Raw genomic sequence first — 25,438 nt, forward strand, 5'->3', positions numbered from 1 at the left:
CACCGGTGCGGCTCTTGCCGGGGCGGGGGTGTGCCAGATCGCGAGGGCGAGGACCGGTCAGGGGAGGGGGCAGGACTCCCGCCAGGCGTCCAGGGTGCGGGCCTTGAGGATGGAGGCGAAGCCGTAGCCGACCGTGGTGACGCAGAACGCCGCCGGGTCGCCGGTGTACTCGACGTGGAAGACCGGCTTGTGGGCGTCGGAGAAGGGCAGCAACTTCGCGCACTCCCGCCGGCGTACGCACTCCTGGTTGACGGCGAAGTCGAAGTCGGGGGCCAGCGCGGCCACCTGCGGCACGTCGTCGACCAGCCCGGGAGACAGGTCGAGCGAGCGGGCGAGCCGGGCCAGCCGGCGGTTGAACAGCAACTGGTCGTCGAAGTCCAGCGGGAAGCCGGACCGCTGCAGGTAGCCGTCCGCGTCGTCGAACGCCACCGCGCCGAAGCCCTTGCCGCGGCACAGCCGGAAGCGGTCGGCGAGCACCCGGCTCAGCGTGTCCCACTGGCGTACGTCCAGCCAGCGGCTGCCCGGCCGGCCCGCCACCGGCTCGCCGCGCACGACGGTCGGGAAGCGGCTGGCGTCCGGGTCGGTCGCCGCGTACGTCCCGACCCGCACCTGGCAGATCAGCCGGCGGTCCCGGGCCCGCAGTGCGGCGGTGTCGGTGGAGGTGGTGCCGACCGGGTCGAGTAGGAAGACATCCGCGTCGACGGTGACGTCGAGCGGGCCGCTGAGCTGCCACTGCCACTGCCAGCTGTGGGCCTGGGCGGTCGGCCACGGGGTGGGCGCGCCGGGCGGGACGAGCGGCTCCCGGCAGCCGGGCACCGGGCTGAGCAGTAGCACCGTCAGGGCCACCGCGATGCCCCGGCGCAGCCCGCGGGGGAGGACGCGGGCGTGCGCCGGGGGCCACGCCGGCCGGATCCGCATGGACAGCTCCCGGGTCGCGGGCGGCACCCCGCCGCCCCCTGCCGGTACGCCGAGCCGACTCTGGCGTACCTCACCCGGTCAAACGAGCGCGGACCCGGTCACGACGCGCGGATCAGCGCGGGGTGCCGAAGTCCTGGGTCCAGTACGGCCCGTTGCTCCGCGCCACGCCGACGCCGATCTCGGTGAAGGAGCAGTTCAGGATGTTGGCCCGGTGACCAGGGCTGTTCATCCAGGCGTCCATGACCGCGGCCGGGGTCTTCTGGTTCCAGGCGACGTTCTCGCCGTACGCCCGCCAGGCATAGCCGACCCGGTCGAGCCGGTCGCCGACGTCGCTGCCGTCGCTGCCGTCGTGCGACATGGTCTGGTGGTCGGCCTGGTCCTGGCTGTGCCGCTGCGCGGCCAGCATCAGCTTGTTGTCGATGGTCAGGGCCTTGCAGCCGGCCTTGGCGCGCTCCTGGTTGACCAGGTTGACGACCTGCTGGAGCTCGGCGCTGATCCCGGTGGACGTGGCGGCCCGGGTGGCGGCGCTGCTCGGCGGCGAGCTGCGCTGCAGCTTGCGGGACGGGGCGGTGGTCCGGTTGGACTTCGGGGTGGCCGCCCGGGTCGGGCTCGGGCGGGCGCTGCTCGGCGAGGCGGTGGGGGAGGCGGGGGCCAGGGCGTCGCCGGCGGCCTCGGTGGTCTCCGGGGCGGCCGGGGCGGCGGCCACCGCGTCGGCGGCGGTCGGCTCGGTCTGCTGATCACCGCCCGACAGCAGCATGGCGCTCACACCGAGACTCACCACGAGGGTCGCCGCGGCGGCGGCTCCACCGATCACCAGGGAACGCGGGAAGCGGCGCTGCTGCCGGTGCCGGCCTGCCTCCTCGGCCGGCCCGGCGGTGGCCGGGCGCCAGGTGGTGGTCGGCTCCTCCTGGGGACGCCAGCCGGCGGCCTGCTCGAACGGGGCGATCGGCGCGCCCGGGTGGTTCACCGGGTCGAACGCCGCCGTGTCGTCGACCGCCGGGGTGAACGCGGTCCGCTCGACGGCCGGGCCGAATCCGCTCCGACCGGCGTCGACCTGGTATCCGGTCCGGTCGGCGTCGAAGGGCTGGCCAGCCGGCTCCGCGGCCGGCCGGGGATCGGCCGGGGCCCCCCGCCACGGGGCGTCCGGGGCGTCGGAGCGCCAGACGCCGGTCGGGGCGTCGGCCCAGTCCGCGCCGGGCTGCTCCGGCTCGTCCCCGAACAGGTAGGACGACCGCGGTTCGGGTCGGCCGGTGAGCCAGGCCGGTCCCTCGTCGCTCGGCTGCTCGGGGCGCCGAGGAACGCCATCCGGTTCGATCGGGTCGGTCCAGCGGTACACGCCTGTCCCCTCCACGGGTCGGTTGCGGGCCGGGCTGACGCTACGGGCGGCCTCCGAGCTGCGGCAACTTGGCTAAGACAGAGTTAAGGGGAACCCGACACCGAGGGTGAGGCGTTCACACATTTCCGGGCGTACAGTTAAGTGGTCCGGACAGAGCGTGTCCGCGCCCTTGTGGCAGCCCCCCGCCAAGTGGACAGGTCGACGTGAAGATGATCTACGGCCTGCGGGAACTTGACGAAGGAGGGGGGTGCGGCTCAATATGTAGGTGTCGCCAGTCGCGCCCAGTCATGCCCGGATTTGCTGGGATGGCAGCCGCGAACACCATGGGCGCGCGTTGGCCGGCCTTTCCGGCAGCGCATATCTAGGAGTCAGCATGGCGAAGGCCCTCTACGGCCACGTAGGTGCAGCGCCCGACCGGCGTCTGCTCGACGAGGTCACCCGACTGCGTGCCAGGGTTCAGGCACTGGAGTTCGAGATCACGCGTCTGCGCGCCGACAATGATCGGCTTGCGGCGGCGGCGACGGAGGCGGACGACCTCCTCCGGCTGGCCGAGCCCGCGCTGACCTGATCTCCGGTCCTCGGGAAAAACTGAATAGCACCACACGAAAACGCGCGCCGACACCGCAGTGCCGGCGCGCCGCTTTGTGCGTGGACTTTTCGTTTTTCGGGCCGCATCCCTCGATCTTGGCCGTTCGCTCCGGAATTGCTCGCCGGCAATTCTGATCTTGCAGTTTTCGGCGCGTGACGACGCCGACGGGAATCGGGACACTCCCGACCTGGGGGTGGGTCGCGTACTGCGGTGTTCCAGGCCACGGGATAGTCTGCGGGTTCACCAGGTCCGCGCAGCCGGCGACGGTTCGGCGGCCACCGGACGAGGATCGAGAAGGTGCATCTCAAGAGCCTGACGGTGAAGGGTTTCAAGTCCTTCGCCTCCGCGACGACGTTGAAGCTGGAGCCCGGGATCACCTGCGTGGTGGGTCCGAACGGCTCGGGGAAGTCCAACGTCGTCGACGCCATCGCCTGGGTGCTCGGCGAGCAGGGCGCCAAGGCGCTGCGCGGCGGCAAGATGGAGGACGTCATCTTCGCCGGCACCGCCGGGCGGGCGCCACTCGGTCGGGCCGAGGTCACCCTCACCATCGACAACACCGACGGCGCGCTGCCGATCGAGTACACCGAGGTCTCCATCACCCGCCGGATGTTCCGCTCCGGCGAGAGCGAGTACGAGATCAACGGCGACTCCTGCCGGCTGCTCGACATCCAGGAGCTGCTGTCGGACTCCGGCATCGGCCGGGAGATGCACATCATCGTCGGGCAGGGCCGGCTGGACGGGATGCTGCACGCCAAGCCGGAGGACCGGCGGGCGTTCATCGAGGAGGCGGCCGGCGTCCTCAAGCACCGCAAGCGCAAGGAGAAGGCGCTGCGGAAGCTCGACGCGATGCAGACCAACCTCAACCGGCTCACCGACCTCACCGCCGAGCTGCGCCGCCAGCTCAAGCCGCTGGGCCGGCAGGCCGAGGTGGCCCGGCGGGCCGCCGCCATCCAGGCGAACCTGCGCGATGCCCGGCTGCGGCTGCTCGCCGACGACCTGCACACGCTGCGGACCACCCTGGACAAGGAGATCGCCGACGAGACCGCGCTGCGCGACCGGCGCGAGCAGATCGAGGCGGAGCACGCCGAGGTGCAGGCCCGCCTCGGCGAGTTGGAGGCCGCGCTCGCCGAGGACGCGCCGCTGCTCGCCGCCGCGCAGGACACCTGGTACAAGCTCTCCGCGCTTCAGGAGCGGTTCCGCTCGATCGAGCAGCTCGCCCGGGAACGGCTGCGCCACCTGAGCGCCACTCCCGACGATGAGCGCCCCGGCCGCGACCCCGACCAGCTCGAGGCCGAGTCCCAGCGGGTCCGCGAGCAGGAGGAGGAGTTGCGCGCGGCGCTCACCGAGGACCAGATCCGGCTGGCCGAGGCGGTCGAGCACCGGCAGGAGCAGGAACGGCAGCTGGCCGCGGCCGAGCGGGAGCTGGTCGCCGCGGCCAAGGCCATCGCGGACCGGCGGGAGGGGCTGGCCCGGCTGACCGGGCAGGTCAACTCGGCCCGGGCCCGGACCACCAGCGCCGGCGAGGAGATCGAACGGCTCGCCGCCGCGCACACCGACGCGCTGGCCCGCGCCGAGAAGGCGCAGGCCGACCTCGACGCCGTCGCCGAGCAGTCCACCGAGGCGGACCGGGACAACGCCGACCTGGACGCCCGGCACGCCGAAACCGTCGCCGTCCACGAGCAGGCGCAGGCCGCCGTCCGCAGTCTCTCCGACGCCGAGCGCGCCGCCGAGAAGGACGCGGCCACCTGGAAGGCCCGTGAGGAGGCGCTCGCCCTCGGGCTGCGCCGCAAGGACGGCGCCGGGGCCCTGCTGGCCCGCGCCGACCAGGTGCCCGGTCTGCTCGGCAGCCTCTCCGGGCTGCTCACCGTCGCCCCCGGCCACGAGGCGGCCCTCGCGGCCGCGTTCGGCGGGCTCGCCGACGCGGTCGCGGTCACCGGCGTGGACGAGGCCGTCGAGGCGATGCGGCTGCTGAAGATCACCGACGCCGGCCGGGCCGGCCTGCTGGTCGGCAGCCCGGCCGGGCCCGGCATGGCCGGCCCGGCCGACGCGCTGCGACCGAAACTGCCCGACCACGCCCGCTGGGCGCCGGACCTGGTGGAGTGCTCCGCCGAGATCCGGCCGGCGGTGCACCGGGCGCTGCGCGACGTGGTCCTGGTCGACCACCTGGCCGCCGCGGCCGAGCTGGTCGCCGGCAATCCGGAGCTGCGCGCGGTCACCCCGGACGGCGACGTGGTCGGGGCGTACGCGGCGGCCGGCGGGTCGGCCAAGGCGCCCAGTTACATCGAGGTGCAGGCGGCCGTCGAGGAGGCCCGGGCCAACCGGCTGGCCGCCGAGCGGACCAGCGCCGAACTGCGCGAGCAGTTGGTCGAGGCGCGCGCGGAGGTGGCCGCCGCGAAGGAGGCCGTGCAGCACGCCGCCGCCGCCAAGCGGGAGGCGGAGAGCCACCGCAACGCCGCCGCCCGCCGGCTGGCCGAGCTGGGCGCGGCCGCCCGGTCGGCGAAGGCGGAGACCGACCGGCTCGGTGAGTCCCGGGCCCGGGCCGAGGCGGCCCGGGAACGCGACCTGCAGGCCCTGGCCGAGTTGGAGGAGCGGCTGCGGCTGGCCGAGGCGACCCCGATCGACGCCGAGCCGTCCACCGAGGAACGTGACCAGCTCGCCGCGATGGTGCCGCAGGCGCGGCAGAACGAGATGGAGGTCCGGCTCGCGGTGCGTACCGCCGAGGAGCGGGTCTCCTCGATCGCCGGCCGGGCCGACTCGCTGGCCCGGCAGGCGAACGCCGAGCGGGCCGCGCGGGAACGCGCGGCCGCGCGGCGCGCGGCCCGCACCCGCGGCGCGGAGATCGCCCGGGCCGTGGTCGGCGGCGCCCGCGAGGCGCTGACCCGGCTCACCGTCTCGCTCGCCCGGGCCGAGGAGCACCGGGACGCCGTCGCCCGCGAGCGCGCCGCCCGGGAGGCCGAGCTCTCCGAGGTACGCGGCGCGGCCAAGCGGCTCGGCGCCGAGCTGGAGCGGCTGACCAGCCAGGTGCACCGGGACGAGGTGGCCCGCGCCGAGCAGCGGCTGCGCATCGAGCAGCTGGAGGCCAAGGCCGCCGAGGACTTCGGCCTCGACGTGGAGACGCTGGTCGCTGAGTACGGCCCGGCGCAGCTCGTTCCGCCCACCCAGGTGGACGTCGCGGCCGCCGAGAAGGACGGCCTGCCGGTGCCCGAACCGGTCCGCTACGAGCGTCCGGTGCAGGAGAAGCGGGCCGCCAAGGCGGAGCGGGAGCTGGCCCTGCTCGGCAAGGTCAACCCCCTGGCGCTGGAGGAGTTCGCCGCGCTGGAGGAGCGCTACAAGTTCCTCTCCGAGCAGCTGGAGGACCTCAAGGCCACCCGCCGGGACCTGCTCACCGTCGTCAAGGACGTCGACGACCGGATCCTGGAGGTCTTCGCCAGCGCGTTCGAGGACACCGCCCGGGAGTTCGAGCAGGTCTTCACCGTGCTCTTCCCCGGCGGCGAGGGACGCCTCGTGCTCACCGACCCGGAGGACCTGCTCACCACCGGCGTCGAGGTCGAGGCCCGGCCGCCCGGCAAGAAGATCAAGCGGTTGTCCCTGCTCTCCGGCGGTGAGCGGTCGCTCACCGCGGTGGCCATGTTGGTGGCGATCTTCCGCGCGCGGCCCAGCCCGTTCTACATCATGGACGAGGTGGAGGCGGCCCTCGACGACGTCAACCTCGGTCGCCTGATCACGCTGCTGGCGCAGCTGCGCGAGAAGAGCCAGCTCATCGTGATCACCCACCAGAAGCGGACCATGGAGATCGCCGACGCGCTGTACGGCGTGACCATGCGCAGCGGGGTCACCCAGGTGATCAGCCAGCGGCTCAACCGGGCCGACGACGACGGGCAGGAGACAGACGAGTGAGTCGGGAACGCGCGACGGCGCTCCTGGTGGACTTCGACGGCGTACTGCGCCGCTGGGACCCGGCGGTGGCCGCCGGTGTGGAGCGGGAGTACGGGCTCACCGAGGGCGTCCTCGGCGAGATCGCGATGTCCTGGGGGTTGCTCCAGCCGGTGCTCACCGGCAAGGTCAGCCACGGCCAGTGGATGGACAGCGTGGTCGACGCGCTCACCCCGTCGGTGGGTGACCCGGCGCGGGCCCGCGCCGCCGTGGACGAGTGGCAGCGCTACCGGGGCGAGATCGACCTGGACGTGCTCGCGTTCATCCGGGAGGTACGGGCGGCCGGCATCCGGGTCGGCCTGGGCACCAACGCCACCGACGTGCTCGACGCGGACCTTGTCGCGCTGGGCCTCACCGACGAGCTGGACGTGGTGGTCAACTCCTCGGTCATCGGGGTGAACAAGCCGGCGAAGGAGTACTTCGAGGCGGCCTGCGCGGCGTTGGAGACCCCGCCGGCCCGGGTGCTCTTCACCGACGACGAGGCCCGGGCCGTGGCCGGCGCAAGGGTGGCCGGGCTCTCCGCGCACCGCTGGACGGGCCCGGCGGACCTGCGTTACCTGCGCGCCGCACTGGCGTTCTGAGCCGGGCCGTGGCGGTACCCGCGCGGCCGGGACACCGCCACCTCGCCGGTGCGGGTGGGTCAGTCGCCGGTGACCCCGTCGATCCGCTCCCGGATCAGGTCGGCGTGGCCGTTGTGCCGGGCGTACTCCTCGATCATGTGCACGTAGACCCAGCGCAGGTTCATCTCGTCGGTACCGCCGTCCCGGCGGCGCAGGAACGTGTGGTCCAGCGGCAGGTCGGCCACCGCCCGGTCGGCGGCCTCGACCTCGGCCCGGTAGGTGGCGAAGGCCTCCTCCGCGTCGGCGCCGGCGATCGCGTTCAGGTCGGCGTCGGGGTCCTCGTCGGCGTCGTAGAGGCCGGGGATGTCCTCGCCGGCGGCCCGGATCCGGAACCACCAGCGCTCCACGTCGGCCAGGTGCCGGACCAGGCCGAGCAGGGTCAGTCCGGACGGCTCGACGCTGGCGGTCCGCAACTGCTCGGCGGTCAGGCCGGCGCACTTGTGCAACAGGGTGTCGCGGTGCCAGTCGAGCCAGCCCGCCAGCATGGTGCGCTCGTCAGCGAGGTAGGGCTCGTGCCTGCGGTCGATCTCGGGTGCTCTCCAGGTCATTCCGAGGATGTTAGGAGGGGCCCCTGGTACCACGCGAGGCGTTAACCGGGGCCCTTCCTTGCACCTCAGGGGACCACGACGACGGGCCAGCGGCCGGTGCGGACCAGCCGGGTGGCGACCGAGCCGACCAGGCGGTGCCCGGCCTGCTCGGACGAGCCCACCACGACCAGGTCCGCCCGGGTCTCGTCGGCCGCCTTGCAGAGTTCGCTGTACGCGTCCCCGCGCCGGCACAGGAACGTCACCGGCAGACCCAGCTCCTCCGCGCCGCGCCGGCACTCGGCCCGCAGCTCGGCGGCCAGCTCGTCGTGGGTCTGCTGGACCGCCCCGGCCACCATGCCGGACATCATCGCCGCGTACGGCGCCGGGGAGCTGACGAAGACCACCACCAGCCCGGCGCCCTGCCGGCGGGCCAGGCCGGCCGCGTACGAGCCGGCCCGCAGCGAGGTGCGGGTGCCGTCCACTCCGACCAGCACCACCCGGGGCCCGTCCGTGCCGCGTTCGAACGGCAGCAGCCGGGACTCCGGGCCGTACTCCTCATGATCGACAGGGGTGCTCATCGGGTCAGTCCCGGACGCCGGTCCGTACCACCGGGGCCCCGCCGGCGGCGGCGACGGTCGACTCCCGCTCGACCTCGGCGGAGATCGGGTCGCCGTTGTGCCGGCGCAGCGGGATCTCCTTGATGAAGACGACCGCCAGCAGGGCGATCAGCCCGAACGGGGCGGCGGCCAGGAAGATGTCCCCGGCGCCGTGCCCGTACGCGGACTCGACGACCGCCCGGATCGGGGCGGGCAGGGTGTGCACGTCGGGCAGCGTACCGCCGCTGCCGGAGCTGGACGCCTTGATGCCCAGCCCGGCGAGCCCTTCGGCGAGGTAGTCCTTGACCTTGTGGCCGAGCACCGCGCCGAGCGCGCTCACGCCGATCGCGCCGCCGAGGCTGCGGAAGAAGGCGACCACCGAGCTGGCCGCGCCGAGCTCGTGCGTGCTGACGGTGTTCTGCACGGCGAGGACCAGGTTCTGCATGGTCATGCCGAGCCCGAGGCCGATCAGCGCCATGAAGATTGCGATCCGCCAGTACGGGGTGTCCGCGCGGAGCGTGCCCATCGTGGCGAAGCCGGCGGTGAGCAGGACCGAGCCGGCGACCAGGTACCGCTTCCAGCGGCCGGTGTTGGTGATGATCCGGCCGACGACGGTGGAGGCCACCAGCAGGCCGCCGATCATCGGCAGCGTCATCAGGCCGGACATGGTCGGGCTCTCGCCGCGGCTGATCTGGAAGTACTGGCCGAGGAAGACCGAGGCGCCGAACATGCCGACGCCGACCGCGATGCTGGCGATCACGGCGAGGGTGATGGTGCGGCTGCGGAACAGGCGCGGCGGGATCATCGGCTCACTGGCCCGCTGCTCCACCCGGAGGGCGAGCGCGCCGAGCAGCAGCGCCCCGGCCACCATGACCGCGCTCTGCCAGGAGATCCAGTCGTACTTGTCGCCGGCCAGGGTGATCCAGATGAGCAGCAGCGAGACGGCCGCGGTGATCAGGGTGGCGCCCCACCAGTCGATCTTCACCTGGCGCTTGACCACCGGCAGGTGCAGGGTCTTCTGGAGCACGATCAGGGCGAGGGCGGCGAACGGCACGCCTACGTAGAAGCACCAGCGCCAGCCGAGCCAGTCGGTGTCGACGATGACGCCACCGATCAGCGGGCCGCCGATGGTACCCAGCGCCATCACCGCGCCGAGGTAGCCGCTGTAGCGGCCGCGCTCGCGCGGGGCGATCATCGTCGCCATGATCACCTGGGCCAGGGCGGTCAGGCCGCCCGCGCCGACGCCCTGGACCACCCGGCAGGCGATGAGCTGCCCGGTGGACTGGGAGAGCCCGGCCAGCACCGAACCCAGCACGAAGATCGCCAGGGCGAGCTGGACCAGGATCTTCTTGCTGGTCAGGTCGGCGAGCTTGCCCCAGATCGGCGTGGTCGCGGTGGTGGCCAGCAGGGTCGAGGTGACCACCCAGGTGTACGCGGACTGGCCGCCGTGCAGCTCGGTGATGATCCGCGGCAGCGCGTTGGAGACGACCGTGGAGGAGAGGATCGCGACGAACATGCCCAGCAGCAGGCCGGAGAGTGCCTCCAGGATCTGCCGGTGGGTCATGCCGACGGCGGTCGCCCGGGTGGGCGCTGTCGCCTGGGTCATCGTGGTTTGCCTCCGGAGACATGTCGGGGGAAGGGTTGCCTCGGGCAACCGTATGGCTTGGTTGCCTCGAGCAACAACCGCACGTGGTGCAGGTCTTATTCCCCCACCGGGGCTGCTCAGAAGGTTTCGTTGAACTTGTGCATCAGCCGGGCGAAGTCCTCGACGTCCTGTTTCGGCCAGCTCTGCATGGTCCGGAGGATCTGCCCGAGTCGGGCCGCCCGGGCCGCGTCGAACCGCCGGGTGCCCTCCTCGGTGAGGCTGAGCTGGGCCGCCCGCCGGTCGGTCGGATCCGGGTCGCGGCGCACCAGGCCCAGCGACTCCAGCCCGTGGATCTGCCGGCTGAGCGTGCCCTTGCCGATGCCGAGCTTGGCGGCCAGGTCGGTCAGTCGGGTCGAGCCGGACCGGCGCAGCCAGAGCAGCAGCCCGTACGCGTTCGGCTCCAGGTTGGGGTGGACCTCCCGGGCGATCTCCCAGGACAGCGCCCGCCCCCGGCGCAACAGCGCGGTCAACTCGTGCTCGACCGCGCGCAGGGTCTCCGGCAGGTGCTCTTCCACGGGGGTGAGCGTACTCACGCCTCGGGGCTGAGCCGCTGCTGCGCCACCGTACGGAGGTGACCGTCGCTGGTGGTGCCCTCGATCACGACCTCGGCCGCCCGGCCCCGGTGGGTCAGCGTGCCCACCGCGTTACCGAAGTACGGTCCGGCCAGCTTCTTCCACCGCACGAAGGGCCGGCGTACCCCGGCGGAGCGGGCCAGGGCCCGGGTGGCGGCGGCCGGCCCCGGGTTCCAGCTGAGCCGCATCACCGGGCGCATCGCGGCCGGCACCTGGTTGTGGATCGGCGAGCAGGTGAGCTGGTGCACCGGGGTGCGGACGCTCCGGTCGGCGAACCGGGCCCGGGCCACGTACGAATGGTGCACGTCACCGGAGAGCACGCTGATCGACGCCGGCGCGGGATAGGCCGGACCCGCGCCCACCCGCGTCCCGGGCCCGGCGGCCCGGCCGCTGCCCAGCCGGGCGAAGAGCTCGCCGAGGGCGTCGAACGAGCGCCGGAACGACGCCCAGTGCTCCAGGTCCAGGGCCCGCCGGAGCTGCTCGCCGGCCTTCGCCACCCAGGGCCGGCGGGAGTCGGCCAGCTTCTCGTTCCACGCCTCCACGTGATGGATGCCCGGCGGCAGCAGCCAGGGCAGCGAGGCCCCGACCACGAGGTGGTCGTAGACCCCGTGCGCCCGGTCCAGGAACCAGGACCACTCGCCCGGTGGCAGCATCGCCCGGCTGCCCGTGTCCAGCACCCGGCTGGACCGGTTGTCGAGCATGACCAGGCGGGTCCGGCCCAGGTCGAGGGCGTAGCTCCACTGGTACTGCACGGCCCGCCAGCGCTCGGTGTCGTGCGCGACGTCAGCCTCCGTGTCGACCCGCTCGCCGAACTCGTACAGCACGCCGGTGGCGTCCTCGGCGGCGATCACCTTGGCGAACACCGGGTCGGCGGCGATCTCGTCCGGGGAGAGGTTGCCCAGGTGCTGGTAGACCCAGTACGAGGCGAGCCCGCTGCGGATCCGCTCCGCCCACCACGGCTGCTGGCGCATGTCCGCCCGCCAGCCGGCGGAGGTGTTCCAGTCGTCGATGATCTCGTGGTCGTCGAAGATCATCACGCTCGGCACGGTGGAGAGCAGCCAGCGGATCTCCGGGTCGCGCCAGGACTCCAGGTAGAGCTTGGTGTACTCGTCGAAGCTGACCACCTGGGTCGTCGGCGCGCCCTTCGGCCGCCGCCGGCGCCGCCGCAGCAGCTTTCGCACGGTGGGTGAGGTGATGTCGGCGTAGACCTGGTCGCCGAGGAGCACCAGCAGGTCGGGCAGGACGGCCGGGTCCGGGTGCGCGATCAGCCGCCGGGCGTACGCGTCCAGCGCGTCCGGGGGCAGCTTGCGGGCGGTCGCGTGCTGGGTGGTCTCCCGGCAGGAGCCGAAGATCAAGCTGACCGGCTGGTCCCGGTCGTCCGCGGCCCGGGTCCGGATCATGCTGGCCGGGAAGCCGCTCTCCGGCACCGGCCAGACCAGGTCGTCGTCGATCAGCACCTCGTACGTCGTGGCGCTGTCCGGCGTCAGCCCCTCCACCACGACGATCGCGTAGTGGTGGTCGTACGCGGAGAAGGTCGGCGCGCTGCCCCGGGCACCGTCGGCCGTGCGGACGGTGACCACCGCGGGGGCGCTGGTCTCCACCCAGACGGTCGCCCGCGTGCCGACGACCCGCCGCAGCAACGGGCCGATGAGCAGGCGGGAACTGGGCACGGGGCACCTCCGAGGGAAGAACGACCCGCCTCTTCTACCCGAACGGCGAGTCCGGCACGCCTGGCTGCGGCGAGCGTACCCGCAGCTCGCCCGGGTCAGGAGGCGGTGAGTGGGACGGCGTCGCCGCCATCTGACAGGATTTCGGGCATGAAGGAATACCTCCTCGTCGTACTCGCCCTGCTCGGCGTGCTGATCATCGGCGGCCTCAGCCTCGTGGTGCCCCGGCTGCGCCGGCGCCCGGAGCCGCCGCTGCCGAAGACGGAGGTCGAGACCCGGGCCGAGGAGGACCTGGCCGGGCCGCCGGTCGAGGCCCCGGAGGCGGACCTCACCACCGGTGTCCTGGTCGAGCCGACGCCGGTCATCGAGGCGCCGGCCCCCACCCTCGAGGTCCCCGAGCCCACCGCCGGCCGGCTGGTCCGGCTGCGCTCCCGGCTGTCCCGCTCGCAGAACGTCTTCGGCAAGGGCCTGCTCGGCCTGCTAAGCCGCGACCACCTGGACGAGGACACCTGGGAGGAGATCGAGGACAGCCTGATCACCGCCGACATCGGCATCGACGCCACCCGGGAGATCGTCGACCGGCTGCGCGAGCGGACCCGCGTGCTCGGCACCCGGTCCGCCGGTGAGCTGCGCGCCCTGCTCGCCGCCGAGCTGGTCAACGCCCTCGACCCGACCCTGGACCGGTCGCTGAACGCCGACCCGAAGGTGGGGATGCCGGGGGTGGTCCTGGTGGTCGGGGTCAACGGCGCCGGCAAGACCACCAGCTGCGGCAAGATCGCCCGGGTCCTGATCGCCGACGGGCATACCGTGCTGCTCGGCGCCGCCGACACCTTCCGGGCCGCCGCCGCCGACCAGCTGGAGACCTGGGGCGGCCGGGTCGGCGCGGAGACCGTCCGCGGGCCCGAGGCCGCCGACCCGGCCAGCGTCGCCTTCGACGCGGTCAAGCGGGGCATCGACACCCAGGTCGACACCGTGCTGATCGACACCGCCGGCCGCCTGCAGAACAAGGTCGGCCTGATGGACGAGCTGGGCAAGGTCAAGCGGGTGGTGGAGAAGCACGGCCCGATCGACGAGACCCTGCTGGTGCTCGACGCCACCACCGGCCAGAACGGCCTGGAGCAGGCCCGGGTCTTCACCGAGGTGGTCAACGTGACCGGCGTGGTGCTGACCAAGCTCGACGGGACGGCCAAGGGCGGCATCGTGATCGCCGTGCAGCGCAAGCTCGGCATCCCGGTCAAGCTGGTCGGCCTCGGCGAGGGCCCGGACGACCTGGCCCCGTTCGACCCGGCGCAGTTCGTCGACGCGCTGCTCGGCACCGAGCCGCTCGCCCGGGACGCGTAGCCTCGACGTGACGACCGACGATCGCGCCTACGCGGGGTGGCGCGACCCCAGCCACCACCTGGCGCCACGCCTCGGGAGACCGTACGTGACTTCGCAGGAGATCCCGTTGCACGGCGGGAACGTGAGCACCGTGGTCCGGGTCGGCGACACGGTCCGCCGCAACGCCGGCCCGTGGACCCCCTCGGTGCACGCCCTGCTGCGCCACCTGGAGTACGTCGGCTTCACCGGCGCGCCCCGCGCGCTCGGCATGGACGAGCGGAACCGGGAGGTCCTGTCGTACCTGGAGGGGGAGTGCGGGGAGTACCCGCTGGCCCCGCACTGGGTCACCGACGAGGCCCTGGTCACCGTGGCGACGATGCTCCGCATGTTCCACGACGCCCAGTACGGCTTCACCCCGCCGCCCGGGGCGGTCTGGCGCTCGTTCGGCCCGCCCCCGCCGGACACCGAGGTGATCTGCCACCACGACGCCGCCCCGCACAACGTCATCTGGCGGCCGGACGGCACCCTCGGGCTGATCGACTTCGACCTGGCCTCGCCCGGCGCCCGGATCTACGACGTGGCGTACGCGGCCTGGACCTGGGTGCCGATCTTCTCCGACCGGGACTCCATCACCCTTGGCTGGAAGCACCCGGACCGGCCGCGCCGACTGCGGCTCTTCGCCGACGCGTACGGGCTGATCCCGCGCGACCGGCACCGGCTGATCCGGACCATTCGCAAGCGGATCGTCGACCACGTCGAGGGCATCCGCCGGATGGCGGCCGCCGGCGAGCCGGCGTTCGTCCGGATCGTGCACAAGGGTCACCTCCGGCGCCCGATGCGTGACCTGCGGCTGCTCGACTACGAGCGGAACGCCCTGGAGTACGCCCTGCGCTGACGCCACCGCCGGGCCCCCGCCGCCAGGTGGTTGTGCGGGTTTCTTCACACGCCAGAAACAACCCGTCACGCGTCGGAAATCGAGCGGTGTCGGTGAAGGAAACAGCCACCGAGCAAGCTTCCGCGCAACCGGCGTACGGGCGACGCTGCCCCGGAAGCCGCGAAGGAGGGAACTTCACCTTTAGGAGGCCAGCGTGCCTGAAGCACCGACGATCGACGGCGGCAACACCGTTTGGCTGCTGGTGTCGACCGCTCTCGTGCTGCTCATGACCCCGGGCCTGGCGCTGTTCTACGGCGGGCTCAACCGGGCCAAGGGCGTGCTCAACATGATGATGATGAGCTTCTCCGCCATCGGGCTCATCTCCGTGCTGTGGTGGTTCTACGGCTTCAGCGTCGCCTTCGGGGCCGACGTGAACGGCTTCTGGGGCGACCCGGCCGCGTACCTCGGCACCAAGACGTTCCTCGCCGAGACCGACCTCTGGGGCGCCACGGCGGACAACCCCAGCGGCATCGGCATCCCGCTGTACGTCTTCATGGCGTTCCAGATGGTCTTCGCAGTGATCACCGTCGCGCTGATCAGCGGCGCCATCTCCGACCGGGCCAAGTTCGCCGGCTGGCTGCTCTTCGCCTTCGGCTGGGCCACGCTGGTCTACTTCCCGGTCGCCCACTGGGTCTGGGGCGGCGGCATCATCGGCGCCAAGCTCCATGCGCTGGACTTCGCCGGCGGTACGGCGGTGCACATCAACGCCGGTGCGGCGGCGCTCGGCGTGGCCCTGGTGCTCGGCAAGCGGGTGGGCTGGCCCCGGGAGGGTATGAAGCCGCACAACATCCCGCTGGTCGCGCTCGGCGCCGGCCTGCTCTGGTTCGGCTGGTTCGGCTTCAACGCCGGCTCGGAGCTGACCGTCGACTCGGTCGCCGGTCTCGCCTTCCTCAACACCCAGCTCGCCACCGCGGCGGCGGTGCTCGGCTGGCTCGCGGTCGAATGGATCAAGGACAGGAAGCCGACCATGGTCGGCGCGTCGTCGGGCGCCGTGGCCGGCCTGGTCGCGATCACCCCGGCCTGCGGCTTCATCGCTCCGTGGGCGGCGGTCCTGCTCGGCATCGTCGCCGGTGCGGTCTGCGCGCTCGCCATCAGCCTCAAGTACAAGCTCGGCTACGACGACTCCCTCGACGTGGTCGGGGTGCACTTCGTCGGTGGGTGGATCGGGTCACTGTGGCTCGGCCTCTTCGCCACGAACTCGGTCAACGGCGCGATCAGCGACGTGGTGGGCGCCTCCGACGGCCTCTTCTACGGTGGTGGTCTGACCCAGCTCGGTCGGCAGGCCCTGGCCGGCCTGATCGTCACCGTCTGGTCGTGCGGCATCGCCTGGTTGCTCGCCTTCGCGATCGAGAAGACCATCGGCTTCCGGGTCAGCTCCGACGCCGAGGTCGAGGGCATCGACGTCGCCGAGCACGCGGAGAGCGCGTACGACCTGTCGCCGACCACGGGCGGCAGCGCCGGTGGCGCGTTCGCCCTCGCCGGGATCGGTGCCGCCAAGCCGGCCCCGGAGCCCACCGGCGAGGCGGACCAGCCCGCCGAGCCGGTCAGCGAGAAGGTCGCCGGTTAACGTTCCTGGGATGGAGGGGTTGGACATGAAGCTGGTGACCGCGGTCATCAAGCCGTACCAGCTGGACGCGGTGAAGGAGGCCCTGCACGCCCTCGGCGTGGCCGGCCTGACCGTCAGCGAGGTCCAGGGCTACGGCCGGCAGAAGGGGCACACCGAGGTCTACCGGGGTGCCGAGTACACGGTCGAGTTCCTGCCCAAGATCCGGGTCGAGGTGCTCACCGACGAGATGGACGTCGACAAGATCGTCGACGCCATCGTCGGCGCCGCCCGGACCGGCAAGATCGGCGACGGCAAGGTCTGGGTGACCGGCGTCGAGGAGGTCGTCCGGGTCCGCACCGGCGAGCGCGGCCTCGACGCCCTCTGACCGGGACCCGATCGACGTGACCTCGTTGACCACGACGCCCGGCCCGGCCGGGGACGACGCGCTCGTGGTCAACGAGGTCGTCGGCGTCCCCGGCGGGATCGGCGCCGACGCCCGCGCCCGCCGGGCCGACGCGCTGGACGCCTGGCTGCGCACGATCTTTCCGGATCGGCCGGGCATCGCGCTCGTCGCCGTCGGTGGGCTCGGCCGCCGGCAGTGCGCGCCGTACGGCGACCTCGACCTGGTGCTGCTGCACAACGGGGTGCCCGGCACCGACGAGTTGGCCGCCTCGCTCTGGTACCCGATCTGGGACGCCGGGCTGCGGCTCGACCACTCGGTGCGGACCGTCGCGGAGGCGCTCTCGGTCGCCCAGGACGACGTCAAGGTCGCCCTCGGATTGGTCGACGCCCGCCACGTGGCCGGCGACCCGGCCCTGGCCGACCAGCTCGTCCGCACCGCCACCGACCACTGGCGGCGCACCGCCGTCCGGCAGCTCCCGCGCTTGCGGGAGATCACCACCGCCCGCTGGGAGGCCCACGGCGAACTCGCCTTCCTCCTCGAGGGCGACCTGAAGGAGGCCGCCGGCGGGCTGCGCGACGTGGGCCTCCTCCGGGCCATCGCCACCGCCGGGGTCACCGACGCGCTGCGCCCCGCCGTACACGCCGCCCACCGGCGGCTGCTGGACACCCGCGACGCCCTGCACCAGCAGGTCGGTCGCCGCGTCGACCGGCTCGTCGCGCAGGAACGCGACGGCGTCGCCGCGCTGCTCGGCCTGCGACAACCTCAGCTCGACGCGGCTGATGCCGGCGACGGCGACGCGCTGCTGCGCCGGGTGGCCGGGGACGCCCGGACGGTCAGCCACGCCCTGGACGACGCCTGGCGGGCCGCCGACCGGCTCCGCTCCGGCCGCCGCCGCGGCGCCGACGGTCGACCGCTGCGCCGCCCGGTCGCCCGGGACGTGGTCGAACACGACGGCGAACTGGTGCTCGCCCGCACCGCCATCGGCGCCCGGCCCGACCCGAGCCTGTCGCTACGCGTCGCCGCCGCCGCGGCCACCACCCGACTGCCCATCGCCCGGGCTACCTGCGAGTGGCTGTCCGCGTACTGCCCGCCGCTGCCCGCGCCCTGGCCGCCGGCCGCCCGGGCCGCGCTGATCACCCTGCTCGGGGCCGGTCCCGGCCTGGTGCCCGCCTGGGAGACCTGCGACCGGTACGGGCTGATCGACGGCTGGCTGCCCGAGTGGTCCCGGCTGCGCAGCCTGCCCCAGCACAACCCGGTGCACCGGTTCACCCTCGACCGGCACCTGGTGCAGACCGCGTACGAGGCGAGCCGGCACACCCGTGAGGTGGACCGCCCGGACCTGCTGCTGCTCGGCGCGTTTTTGCACGACATCGGCAAGGGACTGCCCGGCGATCACAGCAGGGTCGGCGCGCCGCTGGCCGAGGCGATCGCCGCCCGGATCGGGCTGCCCGAGACCGAGGCGGCGCTGATCGGCACGCTGGTCCGGCTGCACCTGCTGCTGCCCGACGTGGCCACCCGGCGCGACCTGTCCGACCCGAAGACCGTCGCCGGGGTCGCCCAGCAGGTCGGCGACACCACCACCCTGGATCTGCTGCACGGCCTGGTCCGGGCCGACGCCGCCGCCACCGGGCCGGCCGCCTGGTCGGACTGGAAGGGCCGGCTCGTCGCCGAGCTGGTCGCCCGGGTGCGTACCGCCCTGGACGCCGGCGTGGTGCCCGCGCCGCCGGCCCCCGACCCGGCGCTGGTGGCGGGGCCGCTGCCGGTCGTACGTCTGGGGGAGGACCGGGTGTCGGTGGCCGCGGCGGACCGGCGCGGCCTGCTCGCGACGGTGGCCGGCTGCCTGGCCCTGCACCGGCTGGAGGTGATCTCCGCGGACGCCTCCACGGTCGACGGCCGGGCCCTGCTCGAGTGCCGGGTGCAGCCCCGCTACGGCCTGGCGCCCGACCCGATCGCGCTCACCGCCGACCTGCGCCGCGCGGTCACCGGCGACGTCTCGGTCACCCAGCGGCTGCGCGGCCGGGCCCTGGCCGCGCGGGGGCAGGGGGCGGCGCCCCGGGTGGTCTGGCACCGGGAGGCGGCCACCGACGCGGTGCTGCTGGAGCTGCGCGCCGCCGACGCGGCCGGGCTGCTCTACCGGGTCGCCTGCGCCCTCGACGAGGCCGGCGCGCAGGTCCGCGCCGCCCGGATCTCCACCCTCGGTGGCGACGTGGTGGACGTGTTCTACCTGGTCGGCGGCGGGCCGCCGGACTCGGAACGGGACCGGATCGAGGCGGCCGTGCTGGCCGCCGTCTGAGCCCGGGAGCGACCCTCCCGGCGCTCCGGCTACGTCCGGGTGCGTAGCCGCGGTGCCGCCCGCGGGGCGACGTGCCCGGCCCCGGCCGGCGGCACGCTCGGGGCATGAACCTGCCAGTGCAGACCGAAGGGCTCACGAAACGGTACGGCGGCCTGCCCGCCGTGCAGGACCTCAACCTGACCGTCCGGGCCGGCGAGGTGTACGGCTTCCTCGGCCCCAACGGCGCCGGCAAGACCACTACCCTGCGCATGCTGCTCGGACTCGTCCGCCCCACCGCCGGCACGGTCCGGCTGCTGGGCCGCTCGCCGGGCGCCGGCCGGCTCACCGGGGTCGGGGCGCTGATCGAGGGGCCGGCCTTCTACCCGTACCTCTCCGGGCGGGACAACCTGACCGTGCTGGCCCGGTACGCCGGGGTCGGCGCGGACCGAGTGGCGCTCGTGCTCGACCTGGTCGACCTCACCGACCGGGCCGGCGACCGGTACGCCGGCTACTCGTTGGGCATGAAGCAGCGCCTCGGCGTCGCCGCCGCGCTGCTCAAGGACCCGCGCCTGCTGATCCTCGACGAGCCGACCAACGGCCTCGACCCGGCCGGCATGGCGGACATGCGCATGCTGGTCCGCCGGCTCGGCGCGAGCGGGTGCACCGTGCTGGTCTCCAGCCACCTGCTGGGCGAGGTCGAGCAGATCTGCGACCGGGTCGGAGTCATCTCCCGGGGGCGGCTGATCGCCGAGGGGACGGTCGCCGAGCTGCGCGGCACGACCGGGCTGCGGGTGCTCGCCGACCCGCTGGACGAGGCGGTGGCGCGGACCCGGGCGCTGGTCGGCGCCGAGCGGGTCCGGGTGGTCGACGGCGGGATCGACCTGTCGGTCGAGCCGGACCGGGCTGCCTGGCTCAACACCGAGCTGGTCTCCTCCGGGGTGGCCGTCCGTGAGCTGCGCCCCCGGGAGCGGGACCTGGAGCAGGTGTTCTTCGACCTCATCGAGAAGGGAACGGCCGATGTCGCGTAGCTTCCGCGCCGAGATCGTCAAGCTGGTCCGCCGGCCGGCGAGCTGGCTGCTGCTGGCCATCACGCTCGCCCTGGCGCTGATCTTCACCTACCTGTTCCCCTATGCCAGCATCGCCGGCGGCACCGACGGCCCGAACACCGACCGGACCCTGCCGATGCTCCTCCCCGACCACCTGGTCGGGAACTCGCTCGGCGGGCTGCCGGTGTTCCTCGGGTCGATCGTGCTGATCCTCGGCGTGCTCACCGTCGGCGGCGAGTACGGCTGGGCCACCTGGAAGACCGTGCTCACCCAGGGCCCGTCCCGGCTGGAGGTGTACGCCGGCAAGCTGCTCGCGCTCGCCGCCGCCGCGCTGGTCGTGGTGCTCGCGGTCTTCGCGGTCGGGGCGGTGTCCAGCCTCGCCATCGCGTCCGCCGAGGCCCAGCCGGTGCACTGGCCCGCCGTCGGCGATCTGCTCACCGGCCTCGGAGCGGGGTGGCTCATCGCGACGATGTGGGCCATGCTCGGTGCCGTGCTCGCCGTCGCCCTGCGCGCGGTGGCGCTGCCGGTCGGGCTGGGTCTGGTGTGGATGCTGGCGGTGCAGAACCTGCTTTCCGCGATCGCCGCGCCGCTGCTCGACTGGGTGGCGCAGGCGCAGAAGGGGCTGCCCGGCCCGAACGCCGGGGCGCTGGCGGCGGCGCTCGGCGCGCCCGGGGACACCCCCGGCGTGGCGGCCACCGTCGGCGGCGGGCAGGCGGCGCTCGTGGTCGCGGCCTACCTGGTCGCGTTCGCGGCGGTCGGCGGGGCGCTGCTGCGCCGCCGGGACATCGGCTGAGGCCGGGAGGAGGGACGGCGTGGACCGGGACCGGTTCGGGTGGAGCGGCGTCGCCTTCGACGCCGCCCTCACCCTGGCCCTGCTCGCGATCGGGCTGGTCGGCACCGGTCCGGCCGGCGCCAACGAGGGAGTGGGCACGGGTCGGGCCACCTATCCGCTGGTGGTGGTGGCCGCACTGGCGCTGGCCGTACGCCGGCGCTGGCCGCTGGTCACGCTGGCGGTGGTCACCGGCGCGACCACGGCGTACCTGGTGCTCGGCTACCCGTACGGGCCGATCCTGCTGTCGTTCGTCGTGACGGTGTACACGGTCGCCGCGTACCGGCCGGTGCGCACGGCGGCGGTGGCCTGCGGCGTCGCCCTGGCCGTGCTGCTGGTGCACATCTTCGTCGGCGTCCGGTCGCCCGGCCTGGTCGGCCTGATGCCCGCCGCCGCCTGGGTGGTGGTGCCGTTCGCGGTCGGGACCACGGTGCGGCTGGTCCGGGAGAGCACGGCCCGCAACCGGGTGGACGAGGCCCGCCGGCTGGCCGACGCGGAACGGCTGCGGGTGGCCCGGGAGGTGCACGACGTGGTCGGGCACGGGCTCGCCGCGATCCACATGCAGGCCGAGATCGCCCTGCACCTGCTCGCCCGCAAGCCCGAGCAGGCCGAGGCGGCGCTCACCGCGATCAGCCGTACCAGCAAGGAGGCGCTGGACGAGCTGCGGGTCACCCTGACCGTGGTGCGCCGGGACGAGGCGGCCGACGAACGGTCCCCCACGCCGGGGCTCGCCCAGCTTCCGCAGCTGCGCGAGCGGCTGGCCGGCGCCGGGGTTCCGGTGACCGTCGAGGTCGACGGGGAGCCGCGCCCCCTGCCGGTCGCGGTGGACCTGGCCGCGTACCGGGTGGTGCAGGAGGCGCTGACCAACGTGCTGCGGCACGCCGGCCCGGCCACCGCCACCGTCCGGCTCCGCTACGCGCCGGCCGAGGTCGCCGTCGAAGTCACCGACACCGGGCGCGGGGCGGTCGCGGGAGCGGCCCGGTCCGGCGGCTACGGCCTCGCCGGCATGCGGGAGCGGGTCACCGCGCTCGGTGGTTCGTTCACCGCCGGCCCCGCCTCCGCCGGCGGCTTCCGGGTGTACGCCACTCTGCCACTGGAGGAGGGCCCATGATCAGGGTACTGATCGCCGACGACCAGGACCTGGTCCGGATCGGGCTGCGTGCCCTGGTGGAGAGCGAGGACGACCTCGCGGTGGTGGGGGAGGCGGCCGACGGGCTCGCCGCCGTCGACCTGGCCCGCCGGGAGCGCCCCGACGTGGTGCTGATGGACGTCCGGATGCCCGGCGTGGACGGCATCGAGGCCACCCGGCGGATCGTCGCCGAGCCGGAGCTGGTCGGCACCCGGGTGGTCGTGCTGACCACCTTCGAGCTGGACGAGTACGTCTTCGACGCGCTCCGGCACGGCGCCAGCGGCTTCCTCACCAAGGACACGCGCCCGGCCGAGCTGCTCCGGGCGATCCGGCTGGTCGCCGAGGGGGAGGCGCTGCTGTCCCCGTCGGTGACCCGGCGGGTGGTCCGGGAGTTCGCCACCCGGCCGGCGCGGGTGCCCCGACCGCACCCGCAACTCGACACCCTGACCGACCGGGAACGGGAGGTGGTGGGGCTGGTCGGGGAGGGGCTGAGCAACGGGGAGATCGCCGAGCGGCTGGTGGTGAGCCCGGCCACGGCCCGTACCCACGTCAGCCGGGCGATGGTGAAGCTGGGCGCCCGGGACCGGGCCCAGCTGGTGGTCTTCGCGTACCAGTCGGGCTTGGTCACGTCGTGATCGTCTGGTGGTGATCGCGCGACGGGGGTCGGGCCGGCGGGAAGCAGTGCCGAGGCGGGACCGTTACCCTTGCGGGTAGCCGGCCGTATGCGTGCCGGCCGACTGTGCCCGCCGAAAACGACAAACGGGATGTTCGTGTGTTTGACACCTTGAGTGACCGCCTGTCCGGGATCTTCACGAAGCTCCGCGGCAAGGGCCGGCTCACCGACGCCGACATCGACGCCACCGCGCGCGAGATCCGCATGGCGCTGTTGGAGGCCGACGTCGCCCTGCCGGTGGTCAAGGGCTTCATCGCGAACCTCAAGGAGCGGGCGCGCGGCGCCGAGGTCTCCCAGGCGCTCAACCCGGCCCAGCAGATCGTCAAGATCGTCAACGAGGAACTGGTCAACGTCCTCGGTGGCGAGGGGCGCCGGCTCCAGTTCGCCAAGCACCCGCCCACCGTGATCATGCTGGCCGGTCTCCAGGGTTCCGGTAAGACCACCCTCGCCGGCAAGCTGGCCCGCTGGCTGAAGGCCCAGGGCCACCAGCCGCTGCTGGTCGCCGCCGACCTCCAGCGTCCCAACGCCGTCGGGCAGCTCCAGGTGCTCGGTGGCCGGGCCGGCGTCGAGGTGTACGCCCCGGCGCCCGGCAACGGCGTCGGCGACCCGGTGCAGGTGGCGCGCGACTCGATCGAGCACGCCAAGCGGGCCGCCCGGGACATCGTCATCGTCGACACCGCCGGCCGGCTCGGTATCGACGCCGAGATGATGCAGCAGGCCGCGGACATCCGCGACGCGGTCCAGCCCGACGAGGTCATCTTCGTCATCGACGCCATGGTCGGTCAGGACGCGGTCCGCACCGCCGAGGCGTTCCGCGACGGCGTCGGCATCACCGGTGTGGTCCTCTCCAAGCTCGACGGCGACGCCCGCGGCGGTGCCGCGCTGTCGGTCCGCGAGGTCACCGGCCAGCCGATCCTCTTCGCCTCCACCGGCGAGAAGCTGGAGGACTTCGACGTCTTCCACCCCGACCGGATGGCCAGCCGGATCCTCGGCATGGGCGACGTCCTCACTCTGATCGAGCAGGCCGAGCAGGCCTTCGACGCCGATCAGAAGGAGAAGATGACCGCCAAGCTGATGGGCGGCGAGACCTTCACCCTGGAGGACTTCCTCGACCAGCTCATCGCGGTCCGGCGGATGGGTCCGATCGCCAACGTGCTGGCCATGATGCCGGGCATGGGGCAGATGAAGGACCAGCTCGCCGAGCTGGACGACAAGCACTTCGACCGGGTCACCGCGATCATCCGGTCGATGACCCCCGGCGAGCGCACCAACCCGAAGATCATCAATGGCTCTCGGCGCGCCCGGATCGCCAACGGCTCCGGCGTCACCGTGATGGACGTCAACCAGCTGCTCAACCGCTTCACCGACGCGCAGAAGATGATGAAGCAGATGGGCGGCATGATGGGCCTGCCCGGAGGCGGTCGGCGCAAGGCGACCAAGTCGCCCAAGAACAAGCGCAAGGGCACCAAGGGCGGCGGCCGGCCGCGTACCGGCGCCGGCCTGCCGGGCGGCTTCCCGGGCGGCATGCCGCAGCTCCCGCCGGGCCTGGACCCGGGGGACCTGGCCGGTGGCCAGGGCCTGCCGCCGGGCTTCAAGCTCCCGAAGATCGACTTCAACAAGCTCGGCAAGGGCGGGGACAAGAACCCTCGCTGACCGCGCGTCGCCGGCCTCCGACGGCCCCGTCACCCCGGTGGTGGTGGGGCCGTCGTCGGGCCCGCCCGCACCATCCGGCGGGGTGACCTGCTCGCCACGGACGGGGAGTGATCCGGTAGGACTGTGCACATGGCTCTGCATGTGCGCGGTGTGCTCCTGCCCGACGACGAGGTCCGGGACATCTGGCTGGTCGGTGACCGGGTCACCTTCGAGCCGGTGCCCGGGGCGGAGACCGTCGCCGACGGCGGCTTCGTGCTCCCCGGCCTGACCGACGCCCACTGTCACATCGGCATCGCCCGGGGTGGTGCCCCGATCACCGGTCTCGACCAGGCCCGGGAGTTGGCCCGCACCGACCGGGACGCCGGGGTGCTGGCCATCCGCGACGCCGGCTCGCCCTACCCGTACCCGGAACTCGACGACGACCCGGAGTTGCCGCGACTGGCCCGCGCCGGCCAGCACGTCGCCCCGCCGAAGCGCTACCTGCGCGACATCGGGGTGGAGGTCGGGGCGGCCGAGGTGGCCGTGACGGTGGCCGCCCAGGCCGCCGCCGGCAACGGCTGGGTCAAGCTGGTCGGCGACTGGATCGACCGCGGGGTGGGCGACCTGGCGCCGGCCTGGGACGCGGACACCATGACCGCCGCCGTCGCCGCCGCGCACGCCGCCGGGGTACGCGCCGCGGTGCACACCTTCAGCGAGTCGGCCGTGGAGATCATGGTGCGGGCCGGGGTGGACTCGGTGGAGCACGGCACCGGGCTGAGCCTGGACCTGATCGACCTGATGGCCCGGCAGGGCACCGCCCTGGTGCCCACGATGATCAACATCAAGACCTTCGGCCACATCGCCGACCAGGCCCGCCCCAGGTTCCCCGGGTACGCCGACCACATGCTGGCCCTGCGGGACCGCTTCCCCGAGGTGGTCCGGGCCGCGTACGAGGCGGGGGTGCCGATCTACGTCGGCACCGACGCGGGCGGGGGCATCGACCACGGGCTGGCCGCCGAGGAGATGCTGCTGCTGCACGAGCGGGCCGGGATGTCCACCGAGGACGTGCTCGCCGCCGCGTCCTGGCGGGCCCGGGAGTGGCTCGGCTTCCCCGGTCTGGTCGAGGGCGGTCTCGCCGACCTGGTCGTCTACCCCGAGGACCCCCGCCGCGACCTCCGCGTGGTCCGCGCCCCGTCCCGCATCATCCTCCGCGGCCGCCTGCTCCGCTGACCGGCTCCGCCGCCCCGCCGC

General features: G+C 73.5%; 21 protein-coding genes. 14 read left to right on the top strand and 7 right to left on the bottom strand.

Annotation, left to right across the window (positions count from 1 at the left end):
* Window positions 1-57: 57 nt before the first annotated feature.
* Together ACFYOS_RS11695 and ACFYOS_RS11700 are read right to left on the bottom strand one after the other, a co-directional pair.
* Window positions 58-918: an endo alpha-1,4 polygalactosaminidase gene (locus tag ACFYOS_RS11695; RefSeq protein WP_387138803.1), complete on the bottom strand. Its 861-nt coding sequence runs from the start codon at window positions 916-918 to the stop codon at window positions 58-60.
* A gap of 112 nt (window positions 919-1,030) precedes the next feature.
* Window positions 1,031-2,254 (bottom strand): CAP domain-containing protein, encoded by a 1,224-nt coding sequence (locus ACFYOS_RS11700; protein ID WP_387138806.1) that lies wholly within the window; start codon window positions 2,252-2,254, stop codon window positions 1,031-1,033.
* Window positions 2,255-2,627: 373 nt separating this feature from the next.
* On the opposite strand from ACFYOS_RS11700, the gene ACFYOS_RS11705 reads away from it, so the two are divergent.
* The 3 genes from ACFYOS_RS11705 (at window position 2,628) to ACFYOS_RS11715 (ending at window position 7,357) form a co-directional block, all read left to right on the top strand.
* Entirely contained in the window at window positions 2,628-2,822 is a 195-nt protein-coding gene (locus ACFYOS_RS11705; protein ID WP_387138809.1) for a hypothetical protein, read from the top strand.
* 318 nt (window positions 2,823-3,140) lie between these two features.
* A complete protein-coding gene (gene smc / locus ACFYOS_RS11710; protein ID WP_387138812.1) occupies window positions 3,141-6,740 on the top strand; it encodes a chromosome segregation protein SMC in 3,600 nt (1,199 codons plus the stop codon).
* Window positions 6,737-7,357: an HAD family hydrolase gene (locus ACFYOS_RS11715; protein ID WP_387138815.1), complete on the top strand. Its 621-nt coding sequence runs from the start codon at window positions 6,737-6,739 to the stop codon at window positions 7,355-7,357. Before smc ends, ACFYOS_RS11715 begins: the two co-directional genes overlap by 4 nt.
* Window positions 7,358-7,416: 59 nt before the next feature.
* Here ACFYOS_RS11715 and ACFYOS_RS11720 read toward each other — a convergent pair whose 3' ends face one another.
* From ACFYOS_RS11720 to ACFYOS_RS11740, 5 genes are all read right to left on the bottom strand, one after another.
* Complete coding sequence (locus ACFYOS_RS11720) at window positions 7,417-7,944, bottom strand: DinB family protein (protein WP_387138818.1); 528 nt, start codon at window positions 7,942-7,944, stop codon at window positions 7,417-7,419.
* Between the two features lie 65 nt (window positions 7,945-8,009).
* Window positions 8,010-8,501: a universal stress protein gene (locus tag ACFYOS_RS11725; RefSeq protein ID WP_387138821.1), complete on the bottom strand. Its 492-nt coding sequence runs from the start codon at window positions 8,499-8,501 to the stop codon at window positions 8,010-8,012.
* A 4-nt stretch (window positions 8,502-8,505) separates the two neighbouring features.
* Window positions 8,506-10,125, bottom strand: coding sequence for an MDR family MFS transporter (locus tag ACFYOS_RS11730; protein WP_387138824.1), 1,620 nt, complete (start codon window positions 10,123-10,125; stop codon window positions 8,506-8,508).
* Window positions 10,126-10,241: 116 nt separating this feature from the next.
* On the bottom strand, window positions 10,242-10,679 hold the full coding sequence (locus tag ACFYOS_RS11735; protein WP_387138826.1) for a MarR family winged helix-turn-helix transcriptional regulator: 438 nt from the start codon (window positions 10,677-10,679) through the stop codon (window positions 10,242-10,244).
* Between the two features lie 14 nt (window positions 10,680-10,693).
* Window positions 10,694-12,406, bottom strand: coding sequence for an alkaline phosphatase D family protein (locus tag ACFYOS_RS11740; protein WP_387138829.1), 1,713 nt, complete (start codon window positions 12,404-12,406; stop codon window positions 10,694-10,696).
* Between the two features lie 147 nt (window positions 12,407-12,553).
* Here ACFYOS_RS11740 and ftsY point away from each other — a divergent pair, with 147 nt between their 5' ends.
* The 11 genes from ftsY to ACFYOS_RS11795 all read left to right on the top strand — a co-directional run bounded on the left by ftsY (window position 12,554) and on the right by ACFYOS_RS11795 (window position 25,417).
* Complete coding sequence (gene ftsY, locus ACFYOS_RS11745) at window positions 12,554-13,744, top strand: signal recognition particle-docking protein FtsY (RefSeq protein WP_387138832.1); 1,191 nt, start codon at window positions 12,554-12,556, stop codon at window positions 13,742-13,744.
* Window positions 13,745-13,751: 7 nt separating this feature from the next.
* A complete protein-coding gene (locus ACFYOS_RS11750) occupies window positions 13,752-14,618 on the top strand; it encodes a phosphotransferase (protein ID WP_387138835.1) in 867 nt (288 codons plus the stop codon).
* Between the two features lie 193 nt (window positions 14,619-14,811).
* Window positions 14,812-16,224 (top strand): ammonium transporter, encoded by a 1,413-nt coding sequence (locus ACFYOS_RS11755; RefSeq protein WP_387138838.1) that lies wholly within the window; start codon window positions 14,812-14,814, stop codon window positions 16,222-16,224.
* A 25-nt stretch (window positions 16,225-16,249) separates the two neighbouring features.
* Entirely contained in the window at window positions 16,250-16,588 is a 339-nt protein-coding gene (locus ACFYOS_RS11760; protein ID WP_013284578.1) for a P-II family nitrogen regulator, read from the top strand.
* 16 nt (window positions 16,589-16,604) lie between these two features.
* On the top strand, window positions 16,605-18,899 hold the full coding sequence (locus tag ACFYOS_RS11765) for a [protein-PII] uridylyltransferase (RefSeq protein WP_387138841.1): 2,295 nt from the start codon (window positions 16,605-16,607) through the stop codon (window positions 18,897-18,899).
* 104 nt (window positions 18,900-19,003) lie between these two features.
* A complete protein-coding gene (locus ACFYOS_RS11770) occupies window positions 19,004-19,906 on the top strand; it encodes an ABC transporter ATP-binding protein (protein ID WP_387138844.1) in 903 nt (300 codons plus the stop codon).
* Complete coding sequence (locus tag ACFYOS_RS11775) at window positions 19,896-20,717, top strand: ABC transporter permease (protein WP_387138847.1); 822 nt, start codon at window positions 19,896-19,898, stop codon at window positions 20,715-20,717. The genes ACFYOS_RS11770 and ACFYOS_RS11775 overlap by 11 nt, the downstream gene beginning before the upstream one ends.
* 19 nt (window positions 20,718-20,736) lie before the next feature.
* Complete coding sequence (locus ACFYOS_RS11780) at window positions 20,737-21,864, top strand: sensor histidine kinase (protein ID WP_387138850.1); 1,128 nt, start codon at window positions 20,737-20,739, stop codon at window positions 21,862-21,864.
* Window positions 21,861-22,517 (top strand): response regulator, encoded by a 657-nt coding sequence (locus ACFYOS_RS11785; RefSeq protein WP_387138853.1) that lies wholly within the window; start codon window positions 21,861-21,863, stop codon window positions 22,515-22,517. Before ACFYOS_RS11780 ends, ACFYOS_RS11785 begins: the two co-directional genes overlap by 4 nt.
* A 137-nt stretch (window positions 22,518-22,654) precedes the next feature.
* Window positions 22,655-24,208: a signal recognition particle protein gene (gene ffh, locus ACFYOS_RS11790; RefSeq protein WP_387138856.1), complete on the top strand. Its 1,554-nt coding sequence runs from the start codon at window positions 22,655-22,657 to the stop codon at window positions 24,206-24,208.
* 129 nt (window positions 24,209-24,337) lie between these two features.
* Entirely contained in the window at window positions 24,338-25,417 is a 1,080-nt protein-coding gene (locus ACFYOS_RS11795; protein WP_387138859.1) for an amidohydrolase family protein, read from the top strand.
* The last annotated feature ends 21 nt before the right edge of the window (window positions 25,418-25,438 follow it).

Origin of the sequence: Micromonospora sp. NPDC005806 (genome assembly GCF_042871425.1) — a bacterium.
Classification (GTDB): Bacteria; Actinomycetota; Actinomycetes; order Mycobacteriales; family Micromonosporaceae; genus Micromonospora.

Bases quoted from the DNA above. Each gene is read 5' to 3' on its own strand.
- ACFYOS_RS11760 (WP_013284578.1), top strand. From the start codon at position 16,250: ATGAAGCTGGTGACCGCGGTCATCAAGCCGTACCAGCTGGACGCGGTG.
- ACFYOS_RS11725 (WP_387138821.1), bottom strand. From the start codon at position 8,501: ATGAGCACCCCTGTCGATCATGAGGAGTACGGCCCGGAGTCCCGGCTG.
- ACFYOS_RS11785 (WP_387138853.1), top strand. From the start codon at position 21,861: ATGATCAGGGTACTGATCGCCGACGACCAGGACCTGGTCCGGATCGGG.
- ACFYOS_RS11730 (WP_387138824.1), bottom strand. From the start codon at position 10,125: ATGACCCAGGCGACAGCGCCCACCCGGGCGACCGCCGTCGGCATGACC.
- ACFYOS_RS11705 (WP_387138809.1), top strand. From the start codon at position 2,628: ATGGCGAAGGCCCTCTACGGCCACGTAGGTGCAGCGCCCGACCGGCGT.
- ACFYOS_RS11695 (WP_387138803.1), bottom strand. From the start codon at position 918: ATGCGGATCCGGCCGGCGTGGCCCCCGGCGCACGCCCGCGTCCTCCCC.
- ACFYOS_RS11795 (WP_387138859.1), top strand. From the start codon at position 24,338: ATGGCTCTGCATGTGCGCGGTGTGCTCCTGCCCGACGACGAGGTCCGG.
- ACFYOS_RS11720 (WP_387138818.1), bottom strand. From the start codon at position 7,944: ATGACCTGGAGAGCACCCGAGATCGACCGCAGGCACGAGCCCTACCTC.
- ACFYOS_RS11775 (WP_387138847.1), top strand. From the start codon at position 19,896: ATGTCGCGTAGCTTCCGCGCCGAGATCGTCAAGCTGGTCCGCCGGCCG.
- ftsY (WP_387138832.1), top strand. From the start codon at position 12,554: ATGAAGGAATACCTCCTCGTCGTACTCGCCCTGCTCGGCGTGCTGATC.
- ACFYOS_RS11770 (WP_387138844.1), top strand. From the start codon at position 19,004: ATGAACCTGCCAGTGCAGACCGAAGGGCTCACGAAACGGTACGGCGGC.